Below are 19,951 nucleotides of genomic sequence, written 5' to 3'. Positions count from 1 at the left end.
ATCAGGCCTGCGTGATAGCAAGAGGTGCGAGGCACCACAAGACAGGCGAGGCGTGAATGCAAGGCGCACCACAAGAGTTTCTGGACAGATGGGCACTTATACTGCTTGACGCCGTTGCAGATACCGGCGCTGCACAGGTTTGGAAAGTGCAGCAAGCCGATGGAACGCACGCGGCGCTCAAACTGTATCGCCGACTGGATCGCGGGAACGAGGCGCCTGGGACGCAATTGTTATCAGCGTGGCGGGATCGCGGGGCTGTCAGAATTCTTGAAGTTGCCGAAAACGCAGTGCTGATGGAATGGTTGTCCGGGCCGACCCTTGGCGATATTGCACGATCCGGGCAGCCGGACAAAGCGGTTCAAAGCTTGGCGGATACGGCGCGCCGTCTGCATCACCGTCCAATGATTGACTGCGCTGGATTGAAGCCTCTGGCCCAAGTATTTGCCCCGGTGTTTGAGTGCCGATTTGCCAAGACGTGCCCCGCCTCTTTGGCGAAGGACATGAAACGAGCGATCGGATTGGCCCGCGATCTTTTGGATAAGCAAACCGCGCAAGTTCCACTGCACGGGGACCTGCATCATGACAACGTCATTCAGACCCAAACCGGACCGCGCGCGATAGATGCCAAGGGATATCTGGGAGATTCCGCGCTTGAGCTGGCAAATGCGCTGCGTCATCCCAAAGGCATGAAAGGCCTTGTTCGCCAAACGCAGCAAATAGAACAGTGCCTGACACTTTACGCTGATGCGATGGCTGTACCGCGCCAGCGCCTGGCAAAATGGGCAGCGGCAAAGTGCGCTTTGTCGATGTTCTGGCGAGCGAGCGGCCTCGTCACCGAAGATGCCGAAGCCGATCTGTTGCGCCTGCTGTTAAAGGCTGCCAATCAATAAAGCCCGCCAGTCGACAGATCGCCTTGCGTAGCTTTGGGGCCGACGGTCACAGTCTCACCAGTAGATGTCTGCACCTCAACGCCCGCGCGCTGCACCTCTTCGAACAGCGGCAGGTCAGATCCGATGGCAAAACCACCATCGTAGATCCGGTCAATGAAGCCATCGACGCCATCGCGGAAATACTCGGCCACAACATAGTCGCCACTGGCGTTGTCAGGCAGACGCGCGCCGCTGAATCGGTCGATCTTTATGAAACGCCCGCCCGGCGGTACGTCGAAGGGACCGCCGCCGTATTTTTCCACGGCTTGTTCCATAAAGCTCTGGAAGACTGGTCCGCACAATGTACCACCGTATGCGCCACGCCCCATCGGGCGCGGGCGGTCATACCCGATGTAGCAACCCGCCACGATGTTTGAGGTAAATCCGATAAACCAGGCGTCCTTCGATTCATTTGTCGTGCCTGTCTTGCCGGCGGTAGGAACCGGTAGATTGACAACACGCGAGGCCGTTCCGCGATCTACGACGCCCTTCATCATGGACGTCAACTGATACGCGGTGACTGCATCCATAACCTGGCTGCGGTTGGTCTCAATCGTCGGGGCTTCATCCGGTTGCAACCAGTTAGAATTGCAGTCCAGGCACTGACGATCATCGTGCCGATAGATTGTCTTGCCGAACCGATCCTGAATACGGTCGACCAATGTGGGCTCAACCCTCTCGCCACCATTCGCGAACATCGCATAGGCGGCCACCATCTTGTACAAGGTGGTTTCTTCTGCCCCCAACGAGTTGGCCAGAAACGCGCCCATACGGTCATAGACACCGAACCGCTCCGCATACCCGGCGACAACGGGCATCGTCACCTCTTGCGCCAGTCGAATGGTCATCAGGTTTCGCGATTGTTCGATCCCCGTGCGCAGTGGCGTCGGGCCGTAGAATTTGTTGGAAGAGTTCTTGGGCCGCCACAGGCCTTGCGGCGTGTTCACTTCAATCGGAGCGTCCACCACAATGGTCGCGGGGCTGTATCCGCTATCCAACGCAGCCGCGTAGACAAAGGGCTTAAAGCTTGACCCCGGCTGGCGTTGCGCCTGCGTGGCCCGGTTGAACACCGTGTCCTGATACGAGAACCCGCCTTGCATCGCCAGAACACGGCCCGAGTTCACGTCCATCGCGACAAAGCCGCCCTGCACTTCGGGTACCTGTCGGGCGGACCATTGGCCCTCTTCCCCGGCGACGACGAGTATCACGTCACCACGTTTGAAATTCGCTGCGAAATCGCCCTGCATCCACTTGATGTCGGAACGCGGGATGACGCCATCTGCCGGACCATTTTCAATCCCGACCGTCAGGGATTGTTCCGCAACATCCATCACAACCGCCGGATACCACTTGGTCGGCAGAACCACATCGCGCGGGATCTCCATAATCGACAGTGCTTCTCGCCATTGCGCTTCGTCTGCCAAGGTTTCTTCGGCGATCACTTCGCCAGTTCCGCGCCACTTGCCGCGAGAGCGGTCGTATTTCTGCAAGGCTTCACGCAGAGACCGGGCGGCTTCGACCTGCATTTCTTCATCGACCGAAGCACGTACTGTGAATCCACCAGTGAAGAATTCACCTTCGCCAAAATCCTCGCTCAGCTGGCGGCGGATTTCGTCGGTAAAGTAATCCCGGGGCGGCAATGCAGTGCGGAAGCTTTCGAAGTCACCATTCTGAACCGAGCGCAAGGGCTGGTCGACCTCAACTTCGAAGGTCGCCTGATCGATATGACCATTTTGGCGCATCTCGCGCAGAACATAATTTCGGCGATCCAGAAGGCGCTGTTTTTGCCGAACCGGATGGTAATCAGAAGGCGCTTTGGGCATCGCGGCCAGTGTTGCGGCCTCATGCGGGTCCAGCTCTTGCAGAGTTTTGTTAAAGTATGTCTGTGCCGCAGCCGTTACACCATAGGAGTTCTGGCCCAGAAAAATCTCGTTCATATAAAGTTCGAGGATTTGTTCTTTGTCCAGCGTATCCTCAAGCCGCGTGGCGAGGATGATTTCCTTGATCTTGCGTTCGGCCCGGCGGTCTCCAGACAGCAGGAAGTTCTTCATCACCTGCTGGGTGATGGTCGATGCACCACGAACAGTTTCGCCTTTAGACCGGACAGCTTCGACACCGGCCGCAATAATGCCACGCGGATCGTAGCCCTGATGGGTGTAGAAATTCTTGTCTTCGGCAGAAATGAATGCCTGTTTCACCAAGTCCGGGATTTCTTCGGACGGCGTGAACAAGCGGCGTTCCTGCGCAAATTCGTCGATCAGTTGCCCCTCGCCGGAATAGATACGGCTGATTGTCGGCGGCTTGTATTGTGCCAGCGACTCGTGGCTGGGCAGATCGCGCCCGTACATCCAGAACACCGCGCCAACAACCAACGCAGCCATGAAGATACCCAATGTAACAAGGCTGAAAATAGCCCCAAAAATCGAAAGAATGAACCGGATCACGTTACTGCCTTTTTCTCGCGCTGCCGCCTATATAGTGTCGCGCTGCTCAAGGGTCAAAACAACAAGCATATTCTAGCTGGTTTGCGTCGTCGGGTCACTGACCAATCAGGGAGTGCCGGATCAGGTCCTGCTGACGCCAGTCTTCCAACCCCTGATAAATCCCCAATGCCATCTTCGCACGCCATTCAGGATCTTTGAGGTTGTTCAGATCGCGAGGGCTGGACAGAAACCCAAGTTCAACCAGAACCGACGGGATATCGGCCGCTTTTAGCACAGAAAACGAGGCTTTGCGCAGGGGGCGGCGGTTCATTGGCCCGCCCTGTTGCGCCATGCCATTGGCCAGCGCCCGGGCAAGCGCATCCGTGCGTGGCTTGGTTTCCTGGCGCGCAATATCCAACAGTACATCGGCCACCTGATCATCCGTGCCGTTCAGGTCGATCCCCGAAATCAAGTCGCCCCGATCGTGTCGCTCAGCAAGTTTTGAACTGGCCACGTCCGAGGCATCCTCGGACAGAGTATAAACCGCAGCGCCATGCGCCTGCCCTTCGGACAACGAGTCGGCATGAAGTGAAATGAATAAATCCGCCCCGGCCCGATGGGCCAATGCGATGCGTCGTTCGAGCGAAACAAACTGGTCCTCGACACGCGTCAACACGATCTCATAACCACCTGATCGCAACAAAAGCTCTCGCAGTTCCCGGGCAAAAGTCAGCATCATTGTTTTTTCGTCGATCCCGCCAAATTCGGCCCCCGGATCGATCCCGCCGTGGCCAGGGTCCAGCATCACGCGCAGCGGACGGTCTCCATCACGCGGCCGGACCTGCTTGGTCACCGCCGGTTCGGGCAAGTCCCAGCCCGGATTGCGCGGCGCACCCGCAGTCGCATTGAATGCGTCGAAATCCGTACCTTTCAGGGAAAGCGATAACAGCGCTGAACCGGATCCTTCGTCAATCTTCAGGTTCGCCGATTCCACAGCCATCGGGGCGCCGAGATCCAGAACCAGTCTGGACCATCCGGGCACATAGGCGCCGAATTGCACGTCGCTGACGCGTTTGGATTTCAGGAACTGCTTTCGGGTCAAACCGGTCCAGTCAACCTCTTGAAAATCCAGCACCATCCGGTAGGGATCGCGCAATGTGAAAATGCGGTATGGCACACCTTGGCTAAGGCCAATGTCCACGCGAATACCCGCGCGCCCGGTATCGACAATCCGGCTTTGGTCCGGTTGCACACGGGCAAGCGCGCTGAAGTCCTGCGCGACGGCCGTACCGGCCAGCGCCCAGAGCAGCGCAATGCAAAAGATGATCCTGCTCATGGCCTCAAGTTTTCCCGAGATCGTTTGGAACGCACCCTATACCAACCGGGGGGCTTTGTGAACGCTTCAGACCTGTTCGGTGATCGCACCCTTTTCGAACATGAAGCGACGCAACCTGTCCAACCCGTCCTGAATGTCAGCCGTGGCGCGCGCATAGGAAAACCGAAGGGTGGTATGGCCCTGTTGCGGGTCGAAGTCCAACCCTGGCGTCACGGCAACACCGGCCTTTTCCAGAATCTCTGACGCGAAGGCCCGGCTGTCATTGGTCAGGTCCGAGACATCGGCATAGACATAAAACGCCCCATCTGGCGGTGCGATATTGGTGAAGCCTGCTTTGGGAAGCCCGTCCAGCATGAGTGCGCGGTTCTGCCGATAGACATCCAGATTGGCCTGCAACTCGTCCTCACAATCCATTGCGGCGAGTGCAGCCACCTGACTGGCGTGCGGCGCACAGATGAACATGTTCTGGGCAATACGCTCCACCACCCGCACCTGATCTTCAGGCACCACCATCCAACCCACACGCCACCCGGTCATCGAGAAGTATTTGGAGAATGAGTTGATCACATAGCATTCGTTGGTCAGTTCAAGCGCAGTGACGGCTTTGGCCTCATATTCCAGACCGTGATAAATCTCGTCACTGATGAACGAGGCTCCCTGCTCCTGAGCCGCACCGATCAGTGCGCGCATCGCAGCGTGATCCAGCATGGTGCCGGTCGGGTTCGCGGGGGATGCGACCATCAGACCTTGTAGATCTATTCCTGCGAAATCTGCGGGCACCGGCTGCAAACGGTTTTCCGGAGCTGTGGGCAGGTCGACCGGAACCAGTCCCAGAGCTTTCAGAATCTGCCGGTAAGATGGATAGCCGGGCGCACCGATGCCAACACGATCGCCGCTGTCAAAAAGTGCTGTGAAGGCCAGCAGAAACCCACCGGAAGACCCGGGTGTAATCACCACACGTTCCGGGTTCAGGTCGACATTGTACCACTCTCCGTAAAGTCGCGCGATCCGCTGTCGCAACGCGGGCAGACCCAACGCCACTGTATAGCCCAGCGGGGCCTGTTCCATGGCTTGGGCAAGGGCTTTTACCGCCCCTTTTGGCGCTCCGGTTCCGGGCTGGCCGACCTCCATGTGGATCACGTGACGTCCGGCTTCTTCCGCCTTGCGTGCGGCCTCCATCACATCCATCACGATGAAGGGATCGACCCCGGATCGGGTTGAGTTTCTCATGCCCATCTCCCATGTTGCAACCATGGCTTTTGAACGCGTATCCCGTCTGGCGTCAATCCCGGCCCTGATGCTGGCGGTTGCCGTTTGGCTGACAGCCGCGGCATCCAGCAACGCGCAAAGCCTGATCCGGGATCCGGATATCGAATATGGGCTGCGCGAACTGGCCTTTCCGGTCCTGCGCGCCGCCGGGCTGAATACCAACCGCGTTCGAATTTTTGTGGTCAATGACAACACGTTCAATGCCTTTGTCATCGACTACAACGCCATCTACTTGAACTACGGCTTGATTCTGACCGTGGACAGCCCCGAAATGCTGCAAGCCGTCATCGCGCATGAGGCCGCCCATATCGCCAATGGCCACCTGGCGCGCCGCGCTGAAAACTTGCGTGCCGCGCAGCGAAACGCAGGTCTCGGCACCGCGCTGGCCATAATCGCTGCGGCTGCGGGCGGCGGAGAGGCCGCAGCCGGCATCGCCGCCGGAACATCTGCCTCGGCCCTGCGCAGTTTTTTGGGTCATACGCGGGCTGAAGAATCCTCGGCCGATCGCAGCGCAGCCAGCTATTTGCGATGGGCAGGTATTTCGCCCAGTGGCATGGTCAAACTGCACCGCAAATTCGCCGGTCAGGAATTGCTGAGCACCGCCAATCAAGACCCATATATGCGGTCCCACCCCACCAGCCGCGAACGCCTGCGCGCGGCCGAGACGTTTTTGGACGAATTTGGGGACAAGGCAGAGCCAAATGCCAATGCCGACTATTGGTTTGCTCGCGTTAAGGGCAAGCTGTCGGCGTTCCTAAGATCACCGACATGGACACTACGCCGTGCCAAGGAAGAAACTGACCGCGATATCCGCCTGATGCGCGAAGCCTCGGCCCATCACCAGAATCGCGATCTTGCCCGCGCCCGCGCGGCAATTGATGCGGCGCTGGCCATTCGCCCGGATGATCCGTTCTATTACGAGTTGAAGGGGCAAATTCTGCTGGAAAACCGGCAGTTTCAGGACGCAATCACAGCTTATGGTCAGGCCGTTGAAATGGCTCCGAACAACGCGTTGATTCTGGCCGGGTATGGCCGTGCGTTGCTGGGTCAGGGCCAGACGAAGAAAGCCCTGCAAGTCCTTGAAAAGGCGCGTGCACGTGACTATCGGAATGCCCGGTTGATGCGGGATCTGGGCGCGGCATATGCGCAGGTTGGCAACAACGGAATGGCGTCAGCTGTCACCGCCGAACGGTATGCTCTGCAAGGCCGCTTGGCCGATGCAGGTATCCATGCAAGACGGGCCGTTGGGCAATTGCCCGAAGGGTCTCCGGGTTGGCAAAGGGCGCAGGATGTGTTGATTGCCTCAGAACGCGCAAAGAAATCGAAAAGGAAACGGAAATGATCCTCAGACATGCTGCACCCGCCCTTCTGGGGCTTTCCCTGCTCACCAGCCCAGCACAGGCGTTGGATTTGAACGCGATGACCGAGACCGAAAAGGCCGAGTTCGGCGCGCAGGTCCGAGAATATCTGCTGGAAAACCCAGACGTCATCATCGAGGCGATCAATATCCTTGAACAGCGCAACGCCGCTGCCGAGGCCGAGACGGATAAGGAACTTGTCGCGGCCAATGTGGATGAGCTGTTCAATGATGGTTATAGCTGGGTTGGCGGCAACCCCGAGGGCGATATCACTCTGGTCGAATTCATGGACTACCGGTGTGGCTATTGCCGTCGTGCCGTGCCCGAAGTGGCCAGCCTGCTGTCTGAGGACGGCAATATTCGCCTGGTGATCAAGGAATTCCCGATCCTGGGCGATGCATCGGTGCTGTCGTCACGCTTTGCCGTGGCGACCAAGCACGTCGCGGGTGACGATGCCTATAAGCAGGTACATGATGCCTTGTTGGAGTTTAGCGGCGACCCCTCCGAAGTAACTCTGCGCCGGATATCAGATGGCCTTGGACTGGACAGCGATGCGATCATAGCGGCCATGGACAGCGAGCAGGTCACCGATGAAATCTCGCAGACCCGCGCGCTGGCGCAGCGCATGCAGATTTCAGGAACCCCGTCCTTTGTTTTGGGCACTGAAATGTTGCGCGGGTATCTATCGGCGGATCAGATGCTGCAAATCGCCGAAGGCGTGCGCGCTGATCGGGGCTAAGCGGGAACAAATGATCTGATGATGGCGCGGCGGTCTGTGATAAACCGGCGAGATTTTGTTCTCGCCGGAGGAGCGGTGGGATTGATGAGTTTGCCCGGCAAATCATACGGCCAGACTGATACCGGCTTTGTTGTTCCTGCAGAAGAGGCCCCGCATCAGCGGACATTCATGCAGTGGCCGGTTAGCCGTAAGGTTTATCGGGATCCGGTTTTTTTGGAGATGGTCCAGCAAACCATCGCAGACATCGCCAATGCGATCTCAGATTTTGAGCCCGTGATTATGTTGGCGGCGGCCGAACGTCACGCTGAGGCTCGCCGCAAACTATCGGCCAAAGTCCAGCTTTGGGACATACCCACCGAGGACCTTTGGTGCCGGGATTCCGGGCCGATTTTCGCGATCAACGGCAAAAAGGAATTAGCCGTCAGCCATGTTCAGTTCAACGGGTGGGGCCAAAAGCAGGTGCACACAAACGACGCCCGTGTCGCCGGACGAGTAGCGGAACGCCTAAGGCTGCCCTTGCTGCCAACCGGTCTGAAGGGCGAGGCAGGAGGCGTTGAACAAGACGGTCATGGCCTGCTTATGGCGCACGAAAGCTCGTGGGTGAATGACAACCGCAATCCTGGCCTGTCCCGGGACGAGATCGAAGAGCGGTTGCTTGCCGCATACGGCGCGCGCCACATGATCTGGTCAGAGGGCGTGTACGGTGAAGACATCACAGATTATCACATCGACAGTCTTGCAAGGTTCACAGGTCCAAGGCGTGTTTTGATAAACCTGCCCGACGATCCTGACATGTCTGATCGGTTCCACGTTGCCGCACTGGAGACATATGATCGTTTGGCGGCTAACGGCCTGCAAGTTGAGGTCATTCCGGAACCGCATTCTGTACGCACCAACGGCCCCGAATTTGTCGCCTCCTACGCGAATTATTATGTCTGCAATGGTGCGGTCGTTATGGCGCAGTTTGGTGATCCGGAAACAGATTCCATCGCGAGTGAAACACTGGCGCGACATTATCCGGGGCGAGAGATCGTGTCCTTGAATGTCGACGTGTTGGGAGAGCTCGGCGGGGGCATTCACTGCGCCACGCAGCAGATGCCATTCGTATAGAAGAATGTACGGGCTTTTCCCCGCCCTGCGTTCCAAAGAACGCAGATCTGCCACAATATGATCAGAAATTCAGTGAACACTAAGGCTCGTCTTGGTGATGCAAGACGCGCGAAAAACTGGAAAATTGCAACTTATTTGCACTTTTTCACCCTTTTTAAGAACGTTTCACATGATACCTAACCGAGAGATTTGTTGCGCGTTTAGTTTGTCAGGGGGGTCGGATGCCCACGTTCAGTATCGACGTTATCGGTGTAACCGGTACGGCTTGGGGAACTTTTACGTCCTTGGGCGTTGTTGGCACGATCACGTTTTCAGACGATGACTCATTTGGCATTGGTGACAACAACCCCGATACAGAAACGGCCGCGCTTCCGGTAATCACGGGCGTAACAGGCACTTTGCCCGCAGGCTGGGTTGGACAAACCCTTGCCTTTGGTTGGCAGCAGCAGATCGACGGAACCGGCGGTCCGGATGCTTTGGGCATGGTGATAGGCGGTGGATCCAACTTCATCTCGACACATCTTGTTCAGTATCCCGGCGGTACGCCGATTGTCACCGGAACCACCTACACTGCTTCTGGAATTGTAAACGTTCCGTCCGAAGTGGTTGTCTGCTTTGTAGCCGGGACAAAGATACAAACTGCGGATGGCGAGGTTGCGGTCGAAGATCTGGCGGTCGACGCTCAGATCGTCACCAAAGATAACGGCCTACAACCCATTCGTTGGATCGGTTCTGCCCGAAGGTTTGCAGCTGGCGAACTCGCCCCGGTCGTTTTCGAGAAGGGCGCAGTTGGCAACACCCGCGTTCTTAAACTATCGCCGCAGCACAGGCTGTTGATCTCTGGCTGGCGGGCTGAATTGCTGTTCGGCGAGGACGAGGTTTTGGTTCCCGCGAAAGCCCTGGTCAATGACAGATCCATTTTCTTCGAACGCGGCGGATATGTAGACTACTACCACATCCTGTTCGACACACATGAGATCATCTATTCGGATGGCGTGCCGACAGAAAGCCTGTTTCCGGCAGATCAAAGTCTTGGAGCGTTGTGTCAAAGCGCCCGCGACGAAATCTTTGAACTTTTTCCCGAATTGGCTGGTAAAGAACCTTTGGCATTCTCGCATACAGCCCGGACATCATTGACGGTCAATGAAAGCCGATTGCTCTCGCCTGCACCGTCCACTCAGCGCTGACATTCAACACAATATGAAGGAACTAAGCTACTCTGCCGCTTCCTGAATAGCGTCAAGCGCGGCCGCTTTTTTCTCGACCTCTTCGACGATGTGGTCGATCATCTGATCGTTTGACATCTTGTGGCTGGCCTTGCCGGCCAGATAGACCATGCCAGACCCTGCCCCGCCACCCGTAAAACCGACATCAGTCATCAACGCTTCTCCCGGACCGTTCACGACGCAGCCGATAATCGACAGGGACATCGGCGTCTTGATGTGCTCCAAGCGGTGTTCCAACGCCTCGACCGTTTTGATCACGTCAAACCCCTGCCGCGCGCAAGACGGGCATGAGATGATGTTGACACCGCGATGCCGCAAGCCAAGTGACTTCAGGATTTCGAACCCGACCTTGACCTCTTCCACCGGATCGGCCGACAGGCTGACGCGGATCGTGTCGCCGATCCCCATCCATAAAAGGTTTCCCAGACCGATGGCGGATTTGATGGTGCCAGAGACCAACCCGCCCGCCTCGGTGATGCCCAGATGGATTGGCGCGTCAGTCGCCTCGGCAATACCCTGATAGGCCGCCGCCGACAGGAAGACATCGCTGGCCTTTACGCTGATCTTGAACTCATGGAAATCATTGTCTTGCAGGATGCGGATATGTTCCAGCCCACTTTCGACCATCGCCTCGGGGCACGGCTCGCCGTACTTCTCAAGCAGATGCTTTTCCAGACTGCCTGCATTCACGCCAATCCGGATCGAACAATTGTGGTCACGCGCTGCCTTGATGACTTCCTTGACCCGAGTTTCATCCCCGATATTCCCGGGATTGATCCGCAGACAGGCAGCACCGGCTTCGGCCGCTTCGATGCCGCGCTTATAGTGAAAGTGAATGTCCGCCACGATCGGAACCGGGCTTTCACGCACGATTTCTTTCAACGCCTTCGAAGATGCCTCATCCGGAACTGAAATCCGCACGATATCCGCGCCTGCTTCGGCGGCGGCCTGAACCTGCGCAACCGTCGCTGCAACGTCGGTGGTCAGCGTATTGGTCATGGTTTGCACGGCGATAGGGGCATCCCCTCCGACTGGCACGTTGCCAACCATGATCTGACGGGATTTACGGCGATAGATATCGCGCCAGGGACGTACGTGATTGAGGGACATATGGACGGATCCGCGTCTGCGTAGGTTGCATCTTTAGATAGTTCGGCAACCAGGTCTCCGCAATGGCTAGATCACTCGGCGGGCTGTTCTGTCGCCTCGGTCTGCAGTTCGGCCACCAATTGCTTGAGCGCGCTGTTCTGTTCAGAGTTCAGATCGGCAACGCTATAGACTTCGGAGACCGCATCCTTGGACAGGACGACACCTTTGGCAACCGTGCCCGGCGCGCCAGCAGGTCCGTAGTGTTCACCATCCATTGAAAAATAGACTGAGCCTGATGCACCGGCGCGAAGTTGCGGTGGTTCCTCGGTCAACGGCACCTCGAAGGTGCTGCCTTGTTCGACTGTACCTAGCGTACCCTCAAAGATCACGCTGCCATCGGCTGCGGTTACACGCATCCAAGACGGATCAACAGCCACGATTTTCAGGGTCGTATCAACCTGCTCGACAACTTGTGGCAGCGAAGGTCTTTCGACTGTGTGTATCTCAGCGACTTGAATCTGTGGCAGCTCAGGCGGGCGGAAGGTGCCCACGTCCCGTGGATCGAGCGTTGAGATCGGAGCATCACGCGCCACCAACACCGGCACGTCAAGCGCCTGAGGACGGTAAAGACGATCCAGCGCTTCGGAGTTTGACGCCAACGTAGTTTCATCAACATTGCTGTTGTTGCGCGCTGCGTCCAGCGGATCAAGATCGGACAGAACCACAGGGGCCTGTTCAACAGGGCTCACCTGGACTTGCTGGATCTTGTTCAAAACAGCCCAGCCGCCATAGCCGATGCCGCCAATCAATGCGAGCAAGACCAGTGAGGAACCAACAGCACGCGGTTCGATCTGGCTGACCAATGATTCTTTGCCCGGAATGTACGGCGTGTTGGGTGAGATGAACGGATCGCGCCCCATCGGCCCGCGCGAAGGCAAATCGCCGGTGGGCTTGCGCACGACCGACGCCTCTGCAGACATTCCGTGTGCGACTTCAAACCCGCTTTCCTGACAGAAGGAAGAAAATGTCTCGTCCGGGTTCATTCCCAGATATCGCGCATAAGAACGCACATACCCGGCGATGAAGCCGGGTGTGTCAAATGCGTCAGGATCAGCATTTTCAATGGCGGCGATGTAGTTGGCTTTTATCCGCAGTTCGCGTTGTACATCCAGAAGAGACTTACCCATCGTCGCGCGTTCGCCGCGCATCGTATCGCCAAGCCGCACCTCATAGTCGTCATAGCCCTTTGGCCTGACTTCCATGTCTTCTTCGGAATCGCGCTGTGATCTGCGCCCAATCATTCCTACTGCCCCATTCTGCCCGCCGCGTGTGTCGCGCTCGCAGCGAATCGTCCCCATAACGATTCGTCCGCTACTTTTGTTAGCGTAATCTTAACACGCGACAAACTAGTTGCACACTTTGGCGTTAGGTTATCCGGCAAGTTCGGCGCGATTTAGCGCACAATGTGACCAAAGTTCGTCCATCGCGTGCACCAGACGGTTCATTTCGTCGGGTCCATGCACCGGAGACGGGGTAAAGCGCAGACGCTCGGTTCCGCGTGGGACAGTTGGGAAATTGATTGGCTGCACATAGATGCCATGATCATCCAGCAGCATGTCGCTGAGCTTCTTTGTGTGCACCGGGTTGCCAACGATCACCGGTACGATGTGGCTGCCGTGATCGATCAGCGGCATGCCCAGCCCTTTTAAACGCAGCTTGAGGATACTGGCCTGTGTCTGATGCTGCGCGCGCAACTCGGGCGCATGTTTCAGATGGGCGACCGAAGCCGCTGCCCCCGCTGCGACAGCGGGTGGCAAGGATGTCGTAAAGATGAAGCCCGGCGCATAAGAGCGCACAGCGTCACACATCTTGGCGCTTGCCGCGATATAGCCACCCATGACGCCATACGCTTTGGCCAGTGTCCCGTTGATGATGTCGATACGGTGGGCCAGCCGGTCACGCTCGGTCACGCCACCGCCGCGCGGACCGTACATGCCAACGGCGTGCACTTCATCGATGTAAGTCAGCGCGCCGAATTCATCGGCCAGATCGCAAATTTCTTCGATCGGACCGAAATCGCCATCCATCGAGTAGACAGATTCAAACGCGATCAGCTTGGGCGTAGCGGGATCGTCAGCCTCAAGCAGCTCACGCAGATGAGCGACATCATTATGACGGAAGATGCGCTTGTCCCCGCCATTGCGGCGCACGCCTTCGATCATCGAGGCATGGTTCAGCGCATCAGAATAAATGATCAGGCCAGGAAACAGCTTCGGCAGCGTGCTGAGCGTGGCATCATTCGCAATATAGGCGCTGGTGAACAGCAGCGATGCTTCTTTCCCGTGCAGGTCGGCCAGTTCCGCCTCGAGGCGTTTGTGATAGACAGTGGTACCTGAGATATTGCGCGTGCCGCCGGATCCTGCCCCGGCCGCATCAACGGCGTCATGCATAGCATCCAGAACCACTGGGTGTTGACCCATGCCGAGATAATCATTGCCGCACCAGACAGTGATGTTCTGATGTGACCCATCAGGGCGTGTGCGCACCGCGTGCGGAAAATGTCCGTTACGACGTTCGATGTCGATGAAGGTCCGGTAGCGTCCTTCGTCATGCAGCCTGGCAATCGCTGAATCGAGCTGAGCAGTATAGTCCAACGGACCCTCCTTGAATGCCTGGCGATCATTCCGACCCCGGACAATGTATTCCACCACAACGCACAGTATACACTGTTTTCGCGGTTTTTGCGTTCCTCTGACCTAACTGCCTACAGCCGAACCAGTGAACCCAACTTTGATTTGCATCAAATATAAGTTTGCGCTTGCTCCGACAAGTAAAGTTACGTCCATCAGACGCGAGGAAACGACGCAGGCAAACTATCCGGGATCGGCAGGTTTCCGATACTAAACCAATTTCCGCCTGAACCGCACTGGACGGCGGCGATAGCGCTGATAGGTTCGCGCCTGAAAACACCCAAAAGCAGGAGCCACCCATGTCGCTAGACGCCGTGCTGAACCAGATCGATGCAGATCTGCAAACTTCAATCGACCGCCTGATGGAGCTGCTGCGCATCCCGTCCATCTCAACCGATCCTGCCTTCAACGAACAGGTCAGTCAGGCCGCAGACTGGCTGGTTGCCGACCTGCAAAGCATCGGCATTTCGGCCGAGAAACGGGAAACACCCGGCCACCCGATGGTTGTCGGACATGTTGGTGAGGGCAGCGACGGGCCGCATGTCCTGTTTTATGGCCATTACGACGTCCAGCCGGTGGACCCTTTGGAGCTTTGGAATCGTGAACCATTTGACCCGGCCATCGAAGATTCAGACCATGGCCCGGTCATTCGGGGGCGAGGTTCGTCAGATGACAAAGGGCAGCTGATGACATTTGTCGAAGCCTGCCGAGCTTGGAAAGCGGTGCATGGGTCCCTGCCCTGTCACATCACCTTTTTCTTCGAAGGGGAAGAAGAATCAGGATCCCCGTCCCTGGTGCCGTTCCTTCGCGAAAACGCGGCCGAGTTGAAGGCGGATCTGGCGCTGGTCTGCGACACGTCGATGGTGTCGCGCGGCGTGCCGTCGATTGCGTCCCAACTGCGCGGGATGCTGAAGGATGAATTCACCATTGTCGGCCCCCGGATCGATTTGCATTCCGGTCACTACGGTGGTCCCGGCCTGAATCCGTTGCGCGAACTTTCGAAAATTGTCGCCTCTTTCCACGACGACGAAACCGGGCGCGTCGCGGTAGAAGGCTTCTATGACGGTGTTCATGAGGTGTCTGACGAGCAGCTGCGCCAATGGCAAAGCTGCGGATTTGATGAGGCAGAGTATCTGAACTCGGTCGGGTACAGCCAACCCCATGGTGAAAAGAAGTATTCAACCCTGGAGCAACAATGGGCACGCCCGACCCTTGAGGTGAACGGTCTGTGGGGCGGCTATAACGGCGCCGGATCAAAAACCGTCATCCCGTCAGAGGCTCATTGTAAAATAACGTGCCGCCTGGTTGGCGACATGGATCCCGACGCGCTGCGCGACAAAATTCGCAAACATGTCGAGGACCGCTTGTCCGTGGATGCCAAAGTCATCTGGGACAACGATCTGGAAGGTGCCCCTGCCTCGGTCATGAACCTGGACCGTCCTGAATTCGAAGCCGCGCGCGGCGCGTTGTCGGACGAATGGAACTGCGAGGCTGTATTCACCGGTATGGGCGGATCAATTCCTGTGGTTGGTTACTTCAACACAGAGCTTGGGCTTGATTCCATGCTCGTTGGATATGCCAATGATGATGACGCCATCCATTCGCCGAACGAGAAATACGATGTCAAAAGCTTTCACAAGGGCATCCGCTCATGGGCGCGCATTCTGGATGCGTTGACCAAATAAATTAAAAAAGGCACCGCCAGATTGACGGTGCCTTTTTTTGATTGGGTCTAAGCAGATTTACATATGGATCACGCGGCCATAGGCATCCAGAACGCTTTCATGCATCATTTCTGACAATGTCGGATGCGGGAAGACTGTATTCATCAGGTCCTCTTCCGTTGTCTCCAGCTGACGCCCGACAACATACCCCTGAATCAACTCGGTCACCTCGGCACCGATCATGTGGGCTCCAAGAAGCTCTCCGGTTTTTGCGTCGAAAACGGTCTTGATCAGACCTTCGGGTTCGCCCAAAGCAATGGCCTTGCCGTTGCCGATGAACGGGAAGCGACCGACCTTGATGTCATAGCCAAGCTCCTTGGCTTTTGCTTCGCTGTAGCCCACAGATGCCACTTGGGGCTGGCAATAGGTGCAGCCGGCAATGCTTTCAGGTTTCACCGGATGCGCGTGTTTCCCGGCGATCAGGTCTGCGACCATAACGCCTTCATGGCTGGCTTTGTGCGCCAACCACGGCGCCCCGGCGATGTCGCCGATAGCGTAGAGACCCTCGACGCCCGTGCGGCAGAATTCATCTGTCACCACATGCGTGCGATCAATCTTGACGCCCAAAGCTTCGAGCCCGAGGCCTTCGACATTACCGACAATCCCAACTGCAGAAATCACGGTGTCAAAGTCGTGTTTCTCAACCTTACCTTTCACCTCGATATGCGCGGTCACTTTGCCCTTGGCGCGATCAAGCTGCTTGACCATCGCCTTTTCCATGATGGTCATGCCTTGCTTGGTGAAGGCCTTTTTGGCCAGTCCGCTGATTTCGGCATCTTCGACCGGCAACACGCGGTCCATGACTTCGACGACCGTCGTATCGGAGCCAAGCGTATTGTAGAAGCTGGCAAACTCGATACCGATAGCGCCCGAACCGATCACCAACAGCTTCTTAGGCATCCGAGGCGGCTGAAGTGCGTGCTTATAGGTCCAGACCAGATCGCCATCGGCCTCAAGCCCCGGCAATTCTCGTGCCCGCGCACCGGTGGCCAGAACGATGTTCTTGGCAGTCAGCTCCTCAGTGCCTTTGTCGGTTTTGACGCTGACTTTACCCTTGGCCGGGATCGTTGCCTCTCCCATCACTACGGTCACTTTATTTTTCTTCAGCAAGTGACCGATACCACCGGAAAGCTGCCCGGCGACGCCGCGCGACCGCTTTACAACGGCGTCCAGATCGTAGCCGACCTTGTCCGCCTTCAAGCCGAAATCCTTGGCGCGCTCCATTAGGTGGAACACTTCGGACGAGCGCAAAAGCGCCTTGGTCGGAATGCATCCCCAGTTCAGGCAGATCCCGCCCAAATGCTCGCGCTCGACCACGGCCACTTTCAGACCCAGCTGAGCGGCGCGGATTGCAGCCACATAGCCCCCAGGACCAGCGCCGATTACGATCAGATCAAAAGATTGTGCAGCCATATGTCCCTCTCGGCGCAGGTCGGTTCAAATTTAGTTTACCATTAAACTAAATTCCGCGACGCATCAACACGCTGCCTGCGCGACATATGCGACGCAAGATCGGCATGTTCAGGTTGTGCTGCTTTCAGCCTATACCCGGGACGTTACAAAGGCTAGAAAAGAAGAACAAATGCCCCTTGGACGTTCCTTTTCACAAGTCATTCGAAAGGCTTACCATGGCCAAGACGCTCAAAGATTTAGTGCTCGCCCTGCTGAACGCCACGCTTGTACTGATTGCATTATGCTTGTTCCTGGGATGGAAACTGGCATCTTCAGTGGACAACATCACCACAAGTTTCTCTGAGAACCTGAAGATCGTCACCCCGCTGAGGGAAGAAGCCCAGGGAATTCGCGGTGAGTTGGCTGCCCTGCGGAGTGATTTGGCCGCGATTCCTGTGGACGGAGGCACTCTCGACAGCGCAACTGCGGCGCGTATCGCGGAGGCTCTGGATAAACTGAACGCAGTGGAAGATAAACTTCAATCCACCCAAGCCCGGTTCGCGGAAATGGCAGAGTCTCCTGAGATGCTGATCGAACAGGCCATAGACCTGTCGGCCGACGCAGTGGCCGACCGGGTCAAAGACATTCGAGGATGTGTGCCGGAGACTTAACCCGCAGCTTGCAATTCACGAACCGTCGAACCGTAGCCGCCCATATTCACATAGGCCGCCTCTGGCTCGGTTGTTGGCCGAGACAGGGCTTCGTTGCGATACGGGAAGCGGCCGAACTTGCGGATTACTTCACGATGCGCCCGGGCGTGCAAAAGATTGCTCGGATCGTCACTGCTCAGATTCTGGCACATCAGGCGCACGCAGCGTTCCTGATCACACAAATTCTCAGAATGCATCATCGGCAGATAGAAGAACTGCCGCGCCGGTTCATCAATCTTAAGGTCCCAGCCTCTGTCGACCGCACATTTCGCGGCTGCGAGTGCTGCGCGATCTGATGCAAAGGCCCTCGCCTCTCCGCGGAACATGTTCCGAGGGAATTGATCCATCAAAACGATGTATGCCAATGCCCCGCTTGGATAGGTCAGCCAGAGCGAAAACTTGCCCTCACTCGCTGCCTTCCAGGCCTCTTGGAAACGGTCACGGATTTCAGCGTCTAACGCGTCATCCTGCAGATACCACCCTTCGGGACCAACCTTGTCTAACCAAAAACTCAATACCTCTTCAGGCCCAACCATTGCCTTAAACTCCGTCTTTTGCCCTCCCCAGGGACGTAACGTCATTTAAGTCGGTTTTACAGAAGTGTTACAGTAACATATTGCAACACTTACGACATATTTTCGTGTCCTAGGCGGTATCCTGCGCGTCCTGCTCTTCCTGCGCAGCTTCGATGACAACCTCTTGCGCGACTTCCATCGCGATCGGTGACGAGGTTGGGTAGATCGGGGCGATGGCTCCGGTTTCATCAACAGGCACATAGGCACGCTGTGTCATCCGATAGAGCGCATAAACCGCCATCGCAAACATCAAGGTAGCAATAAACAGGAAAAATCCCGGTGGTCCGACAACTCCACTACCCATCAACCACCCTGTGATCACTGGCCCGGCAATCGCACCAAGACCGTTGATAAAGACCAACCCACCAGAGGCCGCCGACATATCATCATATTCCAGATAGTCGTTTGTGTAGGCAACCAGCAGTGAATACAGCGGGCTTGTCATGCCGCCGATGATAAAAGCCGCACACAACAAGGTTGTGAAAGTGGTGCCGAACATCATGCCAATCAATGCACCGCCGCCTCCAACCGCTGACACCAGAAGGATCAAAATACGTCGATCAACCCTGTCTGATACCCATCCCAGGGGAAATTGCAGTAGAACGGCGCCAATGTAGAAAGCCGCCACAAATGACGAAATCTCGATCAGCGACAGTCCTGCCTGTGCTCCATAAACAGCGCTCATCCCGAACTGGGCCGAAAACACTCCACCCAGCAGGAACATGCCAACGCAACCCAGCGGCGACGTTTCCATAAGCTTGCGCAGTGTCATTGGTTTGGTTGTATCAAAGGCGGGCGTTGGTGAGATCGAGAGCAAGATGGGCGCGAACGATACAGACACAAGAATGGATGCAATTACAAAGGTTTCATACCCTGCTGGATCACCCACAAGCAACAGCGCCTGCGCGGTAACAACGCCCGTCATCTGCACGATCATGTATAGTGACAGGGCCTGACCACGATTTTCGTTGCTCGCCGCGTTGTTCAGCCAACTCTCTGCTGTGACATAAACTCCTGAAAAACAGAACCCGATCACGACGCGGCCCAGCGACCATGCAATCGGGTCTGTGAGCATGGGGTACATAATCATGACGGCGGAAATAAACGAGGCCAAAGCGGCGAATACACGCACATGGCCTACCCGTCGTATCATCTCGGGGGCCAGGCGCGACCCCCCCAGAAAGCCGACAAAGTAGGCGGACATCACAAACGACATCTCTAGCGTCGAGAACCCTTCAATGTCTCCGCGCACGCCCAAAAGGGTACCCTGCAGGCCGTTGCCGACCATAAGCAGCCCCATACCGAGCAATAGCGCCCACGCGCTGGAAAGGACCTGAAGCATTGGGGCCTCCGAACTAAATCAACCTGAGTTTTGGAATCG

Annotated in this window: 16 protein-coding genes; 7 read left to right on the top strand and 9 right to left on the bottom strand. The window is 56.8% G+C overall.

Annotation, left to right across the window (positions count from 1 at the left end):
• Positions 1-56 precede the first annotated feature (56 nt).
• Positions 57-890 (top strand): aminoglycoside phosphotransferase family protein, encoded by an 834-nt coding sequence (locus ACR0BU_RS08975; RefSeq protein ID WP_480736900.1) that lies wholly within the window; start codon positions 57-59, stop codon positions 888-890.
• Here ACR0BU_RS08975 and ACR0BU_RS08970 read toward each other — a convergent pair.
• The 3 genes from ACR0BU_RS08970 to ACR0BU_RS08960 all read right to left on the bottom strand — a co-directional run bounded on the left by ACR0BU_RS08970 (position 884) and on the right by ACR0BU_RS08960 (position 5,918).
• On the bottom strand, positions 884-3,373 hold the full coding sequence (locus ACR0BU_RS08970; RefSeq protein ID WP_480736899.1) for a penicillin-binding protein 1A: 2,490 nt from the start codon (positions 3,371-3,373) through the stop codon (positions 884-886). The two genes, ACR0BU_RS08975 and ACR0BU_RS08970, sit on opposite strands and share 7 nt — an antisense overlap.
• A gap of 94 nt (positions 3,374-3,467) precedes the next feature.
• Complete coding sequence (locus tag ACR0BU_RS08965; RefSeq protein WP_480736898.1) at positions 3,468-4,688, bottom strand: N-acetylmuramoyl-L-alanine amidase; 1,221 nt, start codon at positions 4,686-4,688, stop codon at positions 3,468-3,470.
• 66 nt (positions 4,689-4,754) lie between these two features.
• Positions 4,755-5,918 (bottom strand): pyridoxal phosphate-dependent aminotransferase, encoded by a 1,164-nt coding sequence (locus ACR0BU_RS08960; protein WP_480736896.1) that lies wholly within the window; start codon positions 5,916-5,918, stop codon positions 4,755-4,757.
• Here ACR0BU_RS08960 and ACR0BU_RS08955 point away from each other — a divergent pair.
• From ACR0BU_RS08955 to ACR0BU_RS08940, 4 genes are all read left to right on the top strand, one after another.
• The gene (locus tag ACR0BU_RS08955; RefSeq protein ID WP_480736895.1) at positions 5,917-7,299 is read left to right on the top strand and encodes a M48 family metalloprotease; all 1,383 of its coding nucleotides are present in this window, start codon (positions 5,917-5,919) and stop codon (positions 7,297-7,299) included. The two genes, ACR0BU_RS08960 and ACR0BU_RS08955, sit on opposite strands and share 2 nt — an antisense overlap.
• Entirely contained in the window at positions 7,296-8,054 is a 759-nt protein-coding gene (locus ACR0BU_RS08950) for a DsbA family protein (RefSeq protein WP_299076022.1), read from the top strand. Before ACR0BU_RS08955 ends, ACR0BU_RS08950 begins: the two co-directional genes overlap by 4 nt.
• 84 nt (positions 8,055-8,138) lie before the next feature.
• Positions 8,139-9,164: an agmatine deiminase family protein gene (locus ACR0BU_RS08945; protein WP_480736893.1), complete on the top strand. Its 1,026-nt coding sequence runs from the start codon at positions 8,139-8,141 to the stop codon at positions 9,162-9,164.
• A 221-nt stretch (positions 9,165-9,385) separates the two neighbouring features.
• Positions 9,386-10,351, top strand: coding sequence for a Hint domain-containing protein (locus ACR0BU_RS08940; RefSeq protein ID WP_480736891.1), 966 nt, complete (start codon positions 9,386-9,388; stop codon positions 10,349-10,351).
• Positions 10,352-10,378: 27 nt separating this feature from the next.
• On the opposite strand, the gene ispG is transcribed toward ACR0BU_RS08940, so the two are convergent.
• From ispG to hemA, 3 genes are all read right to left on the bottom strand, one after another.
• Positions 10,379-11,500 (bottom strand): flavodoxin-dependent (E)-4-hydroxy-3-methylbut-2-enyl-diphosphate synthase, encoded by a 1,122-nt coding sequence (gene ispG, locus ACR0BU_RS08935; RefSeq protein ID WP_480736889.1) that lies wholly within the window; start codon positions 11,498-11,500, stop codon positions 10,379-10,381.
• Positions 11,501-11,571: 71 nt separating this feature from the next.
• Positions 11,572-12,780, bottom strand: coding sequence for a helix-turn-helix domain-containing protein (locus ACR0BU_RS08930; RefSeq protein WP_480736956.1), 1,209 nt, complete (start codon positions 12,778-12,780; stop codon positions 11,572-11,574).
• A gap of 129 nt (positions 12,781-12,909) precedes the next feature.
• On the bottom strand, positions 12,910-14,133 hold the full coding sequence (gene hemA, locus ACR0BU_RS08925; protein ID WP_480736888.1) for a 5-aminolevulinate synthase: 1,224 nt from the start codon (positions 14,131-14,133) through the stop codon (positions 12,910-12,912).
• A gap of 335 nt (positions 14,134-14,468) precedes the next feature.
• Between hemA and ACR0BU_RS08920 the strand changes: the two genes are divergently transcribed.
• Complete coding sequence (locus ACR0BU_RS08920) at positions 14,469-15,854, top strand: M20/M25/M40 family metallo-hydrolase (protein WP_480736887.1); 1,386 nt, start codon at positions 14,469-14,471, stop codon at positions 15,852-15,854.
• A 57-nt stretch (positions 15,855-15,911) separates the two neighbouring features.
• Here ACR0BU_RS08920 and lpdA read toward each other — a convergent pair whose 3' ends face one another.
• Positions 15,912-17,306 carry a dihydrolipoyl dehydrogenase gene (gene lpdA / locus ACR0BU_RS08915; protein WP_298936035.1) on the bottom strand — a complete coding sequence of 465 codons (1,395 nt, stop codon included), beginning with the start codon at positions 17,304-17,306 and terminating at the stop codon, positions 15,912-15,914.
• Positions 17,307-17,521: 215 nt separating this feature from the next.
• On the opposite strand from lpdA, the gene ACR0BU_RS08910 reads away from it, so the two are divergent.
• A complete protein-coding gene (locus ACR0BU_RS08910) occupies positions 17,522-17,956 on the top strand; it encodes a hypothetical protein (protein ID WP_298936037.1) in 435 nt (144 codons plus the stop codon).
• Here the strand turns inward: ACR0BU_RS08910 and ACR0BU_RS08905 are convergent.
• Positions 17,953-18,531, bottom strand: coding sequence for a DUF924 family protein (locus tag ACR0BU_RS08905; protein ID WP_480736884.1), 579 nt, complete (start codon positions 18,529-18,531; stop codon positions 17,953-17,955). The genes ACR0BU_RS08910 and ACR0BU_RS08905 overlap by 4 nt on opposite strands.
• A 109-nt stretch (positions 18,532-18,640) precedes the next feature.
• Complete coding sequence (locus tag ACR0BU_RS08900; RefSeq protein WP_480736882.1) at positions 18,641-19,912, bottom strand: MFS transporter; 1,272 nt, start codon at positions 19,910-19,912, stop codon at positions 18,641-18,643.
• Between the last annotated feature and the right edge of the window lie 39 nt (positions 19,913-19,951).

This window comes from Ruegeria sp. CK2 (genome assembly GCF_056536585.1).
This window is presented reverse-complemented; position numbering and strand designations above follow the sequence as displayed.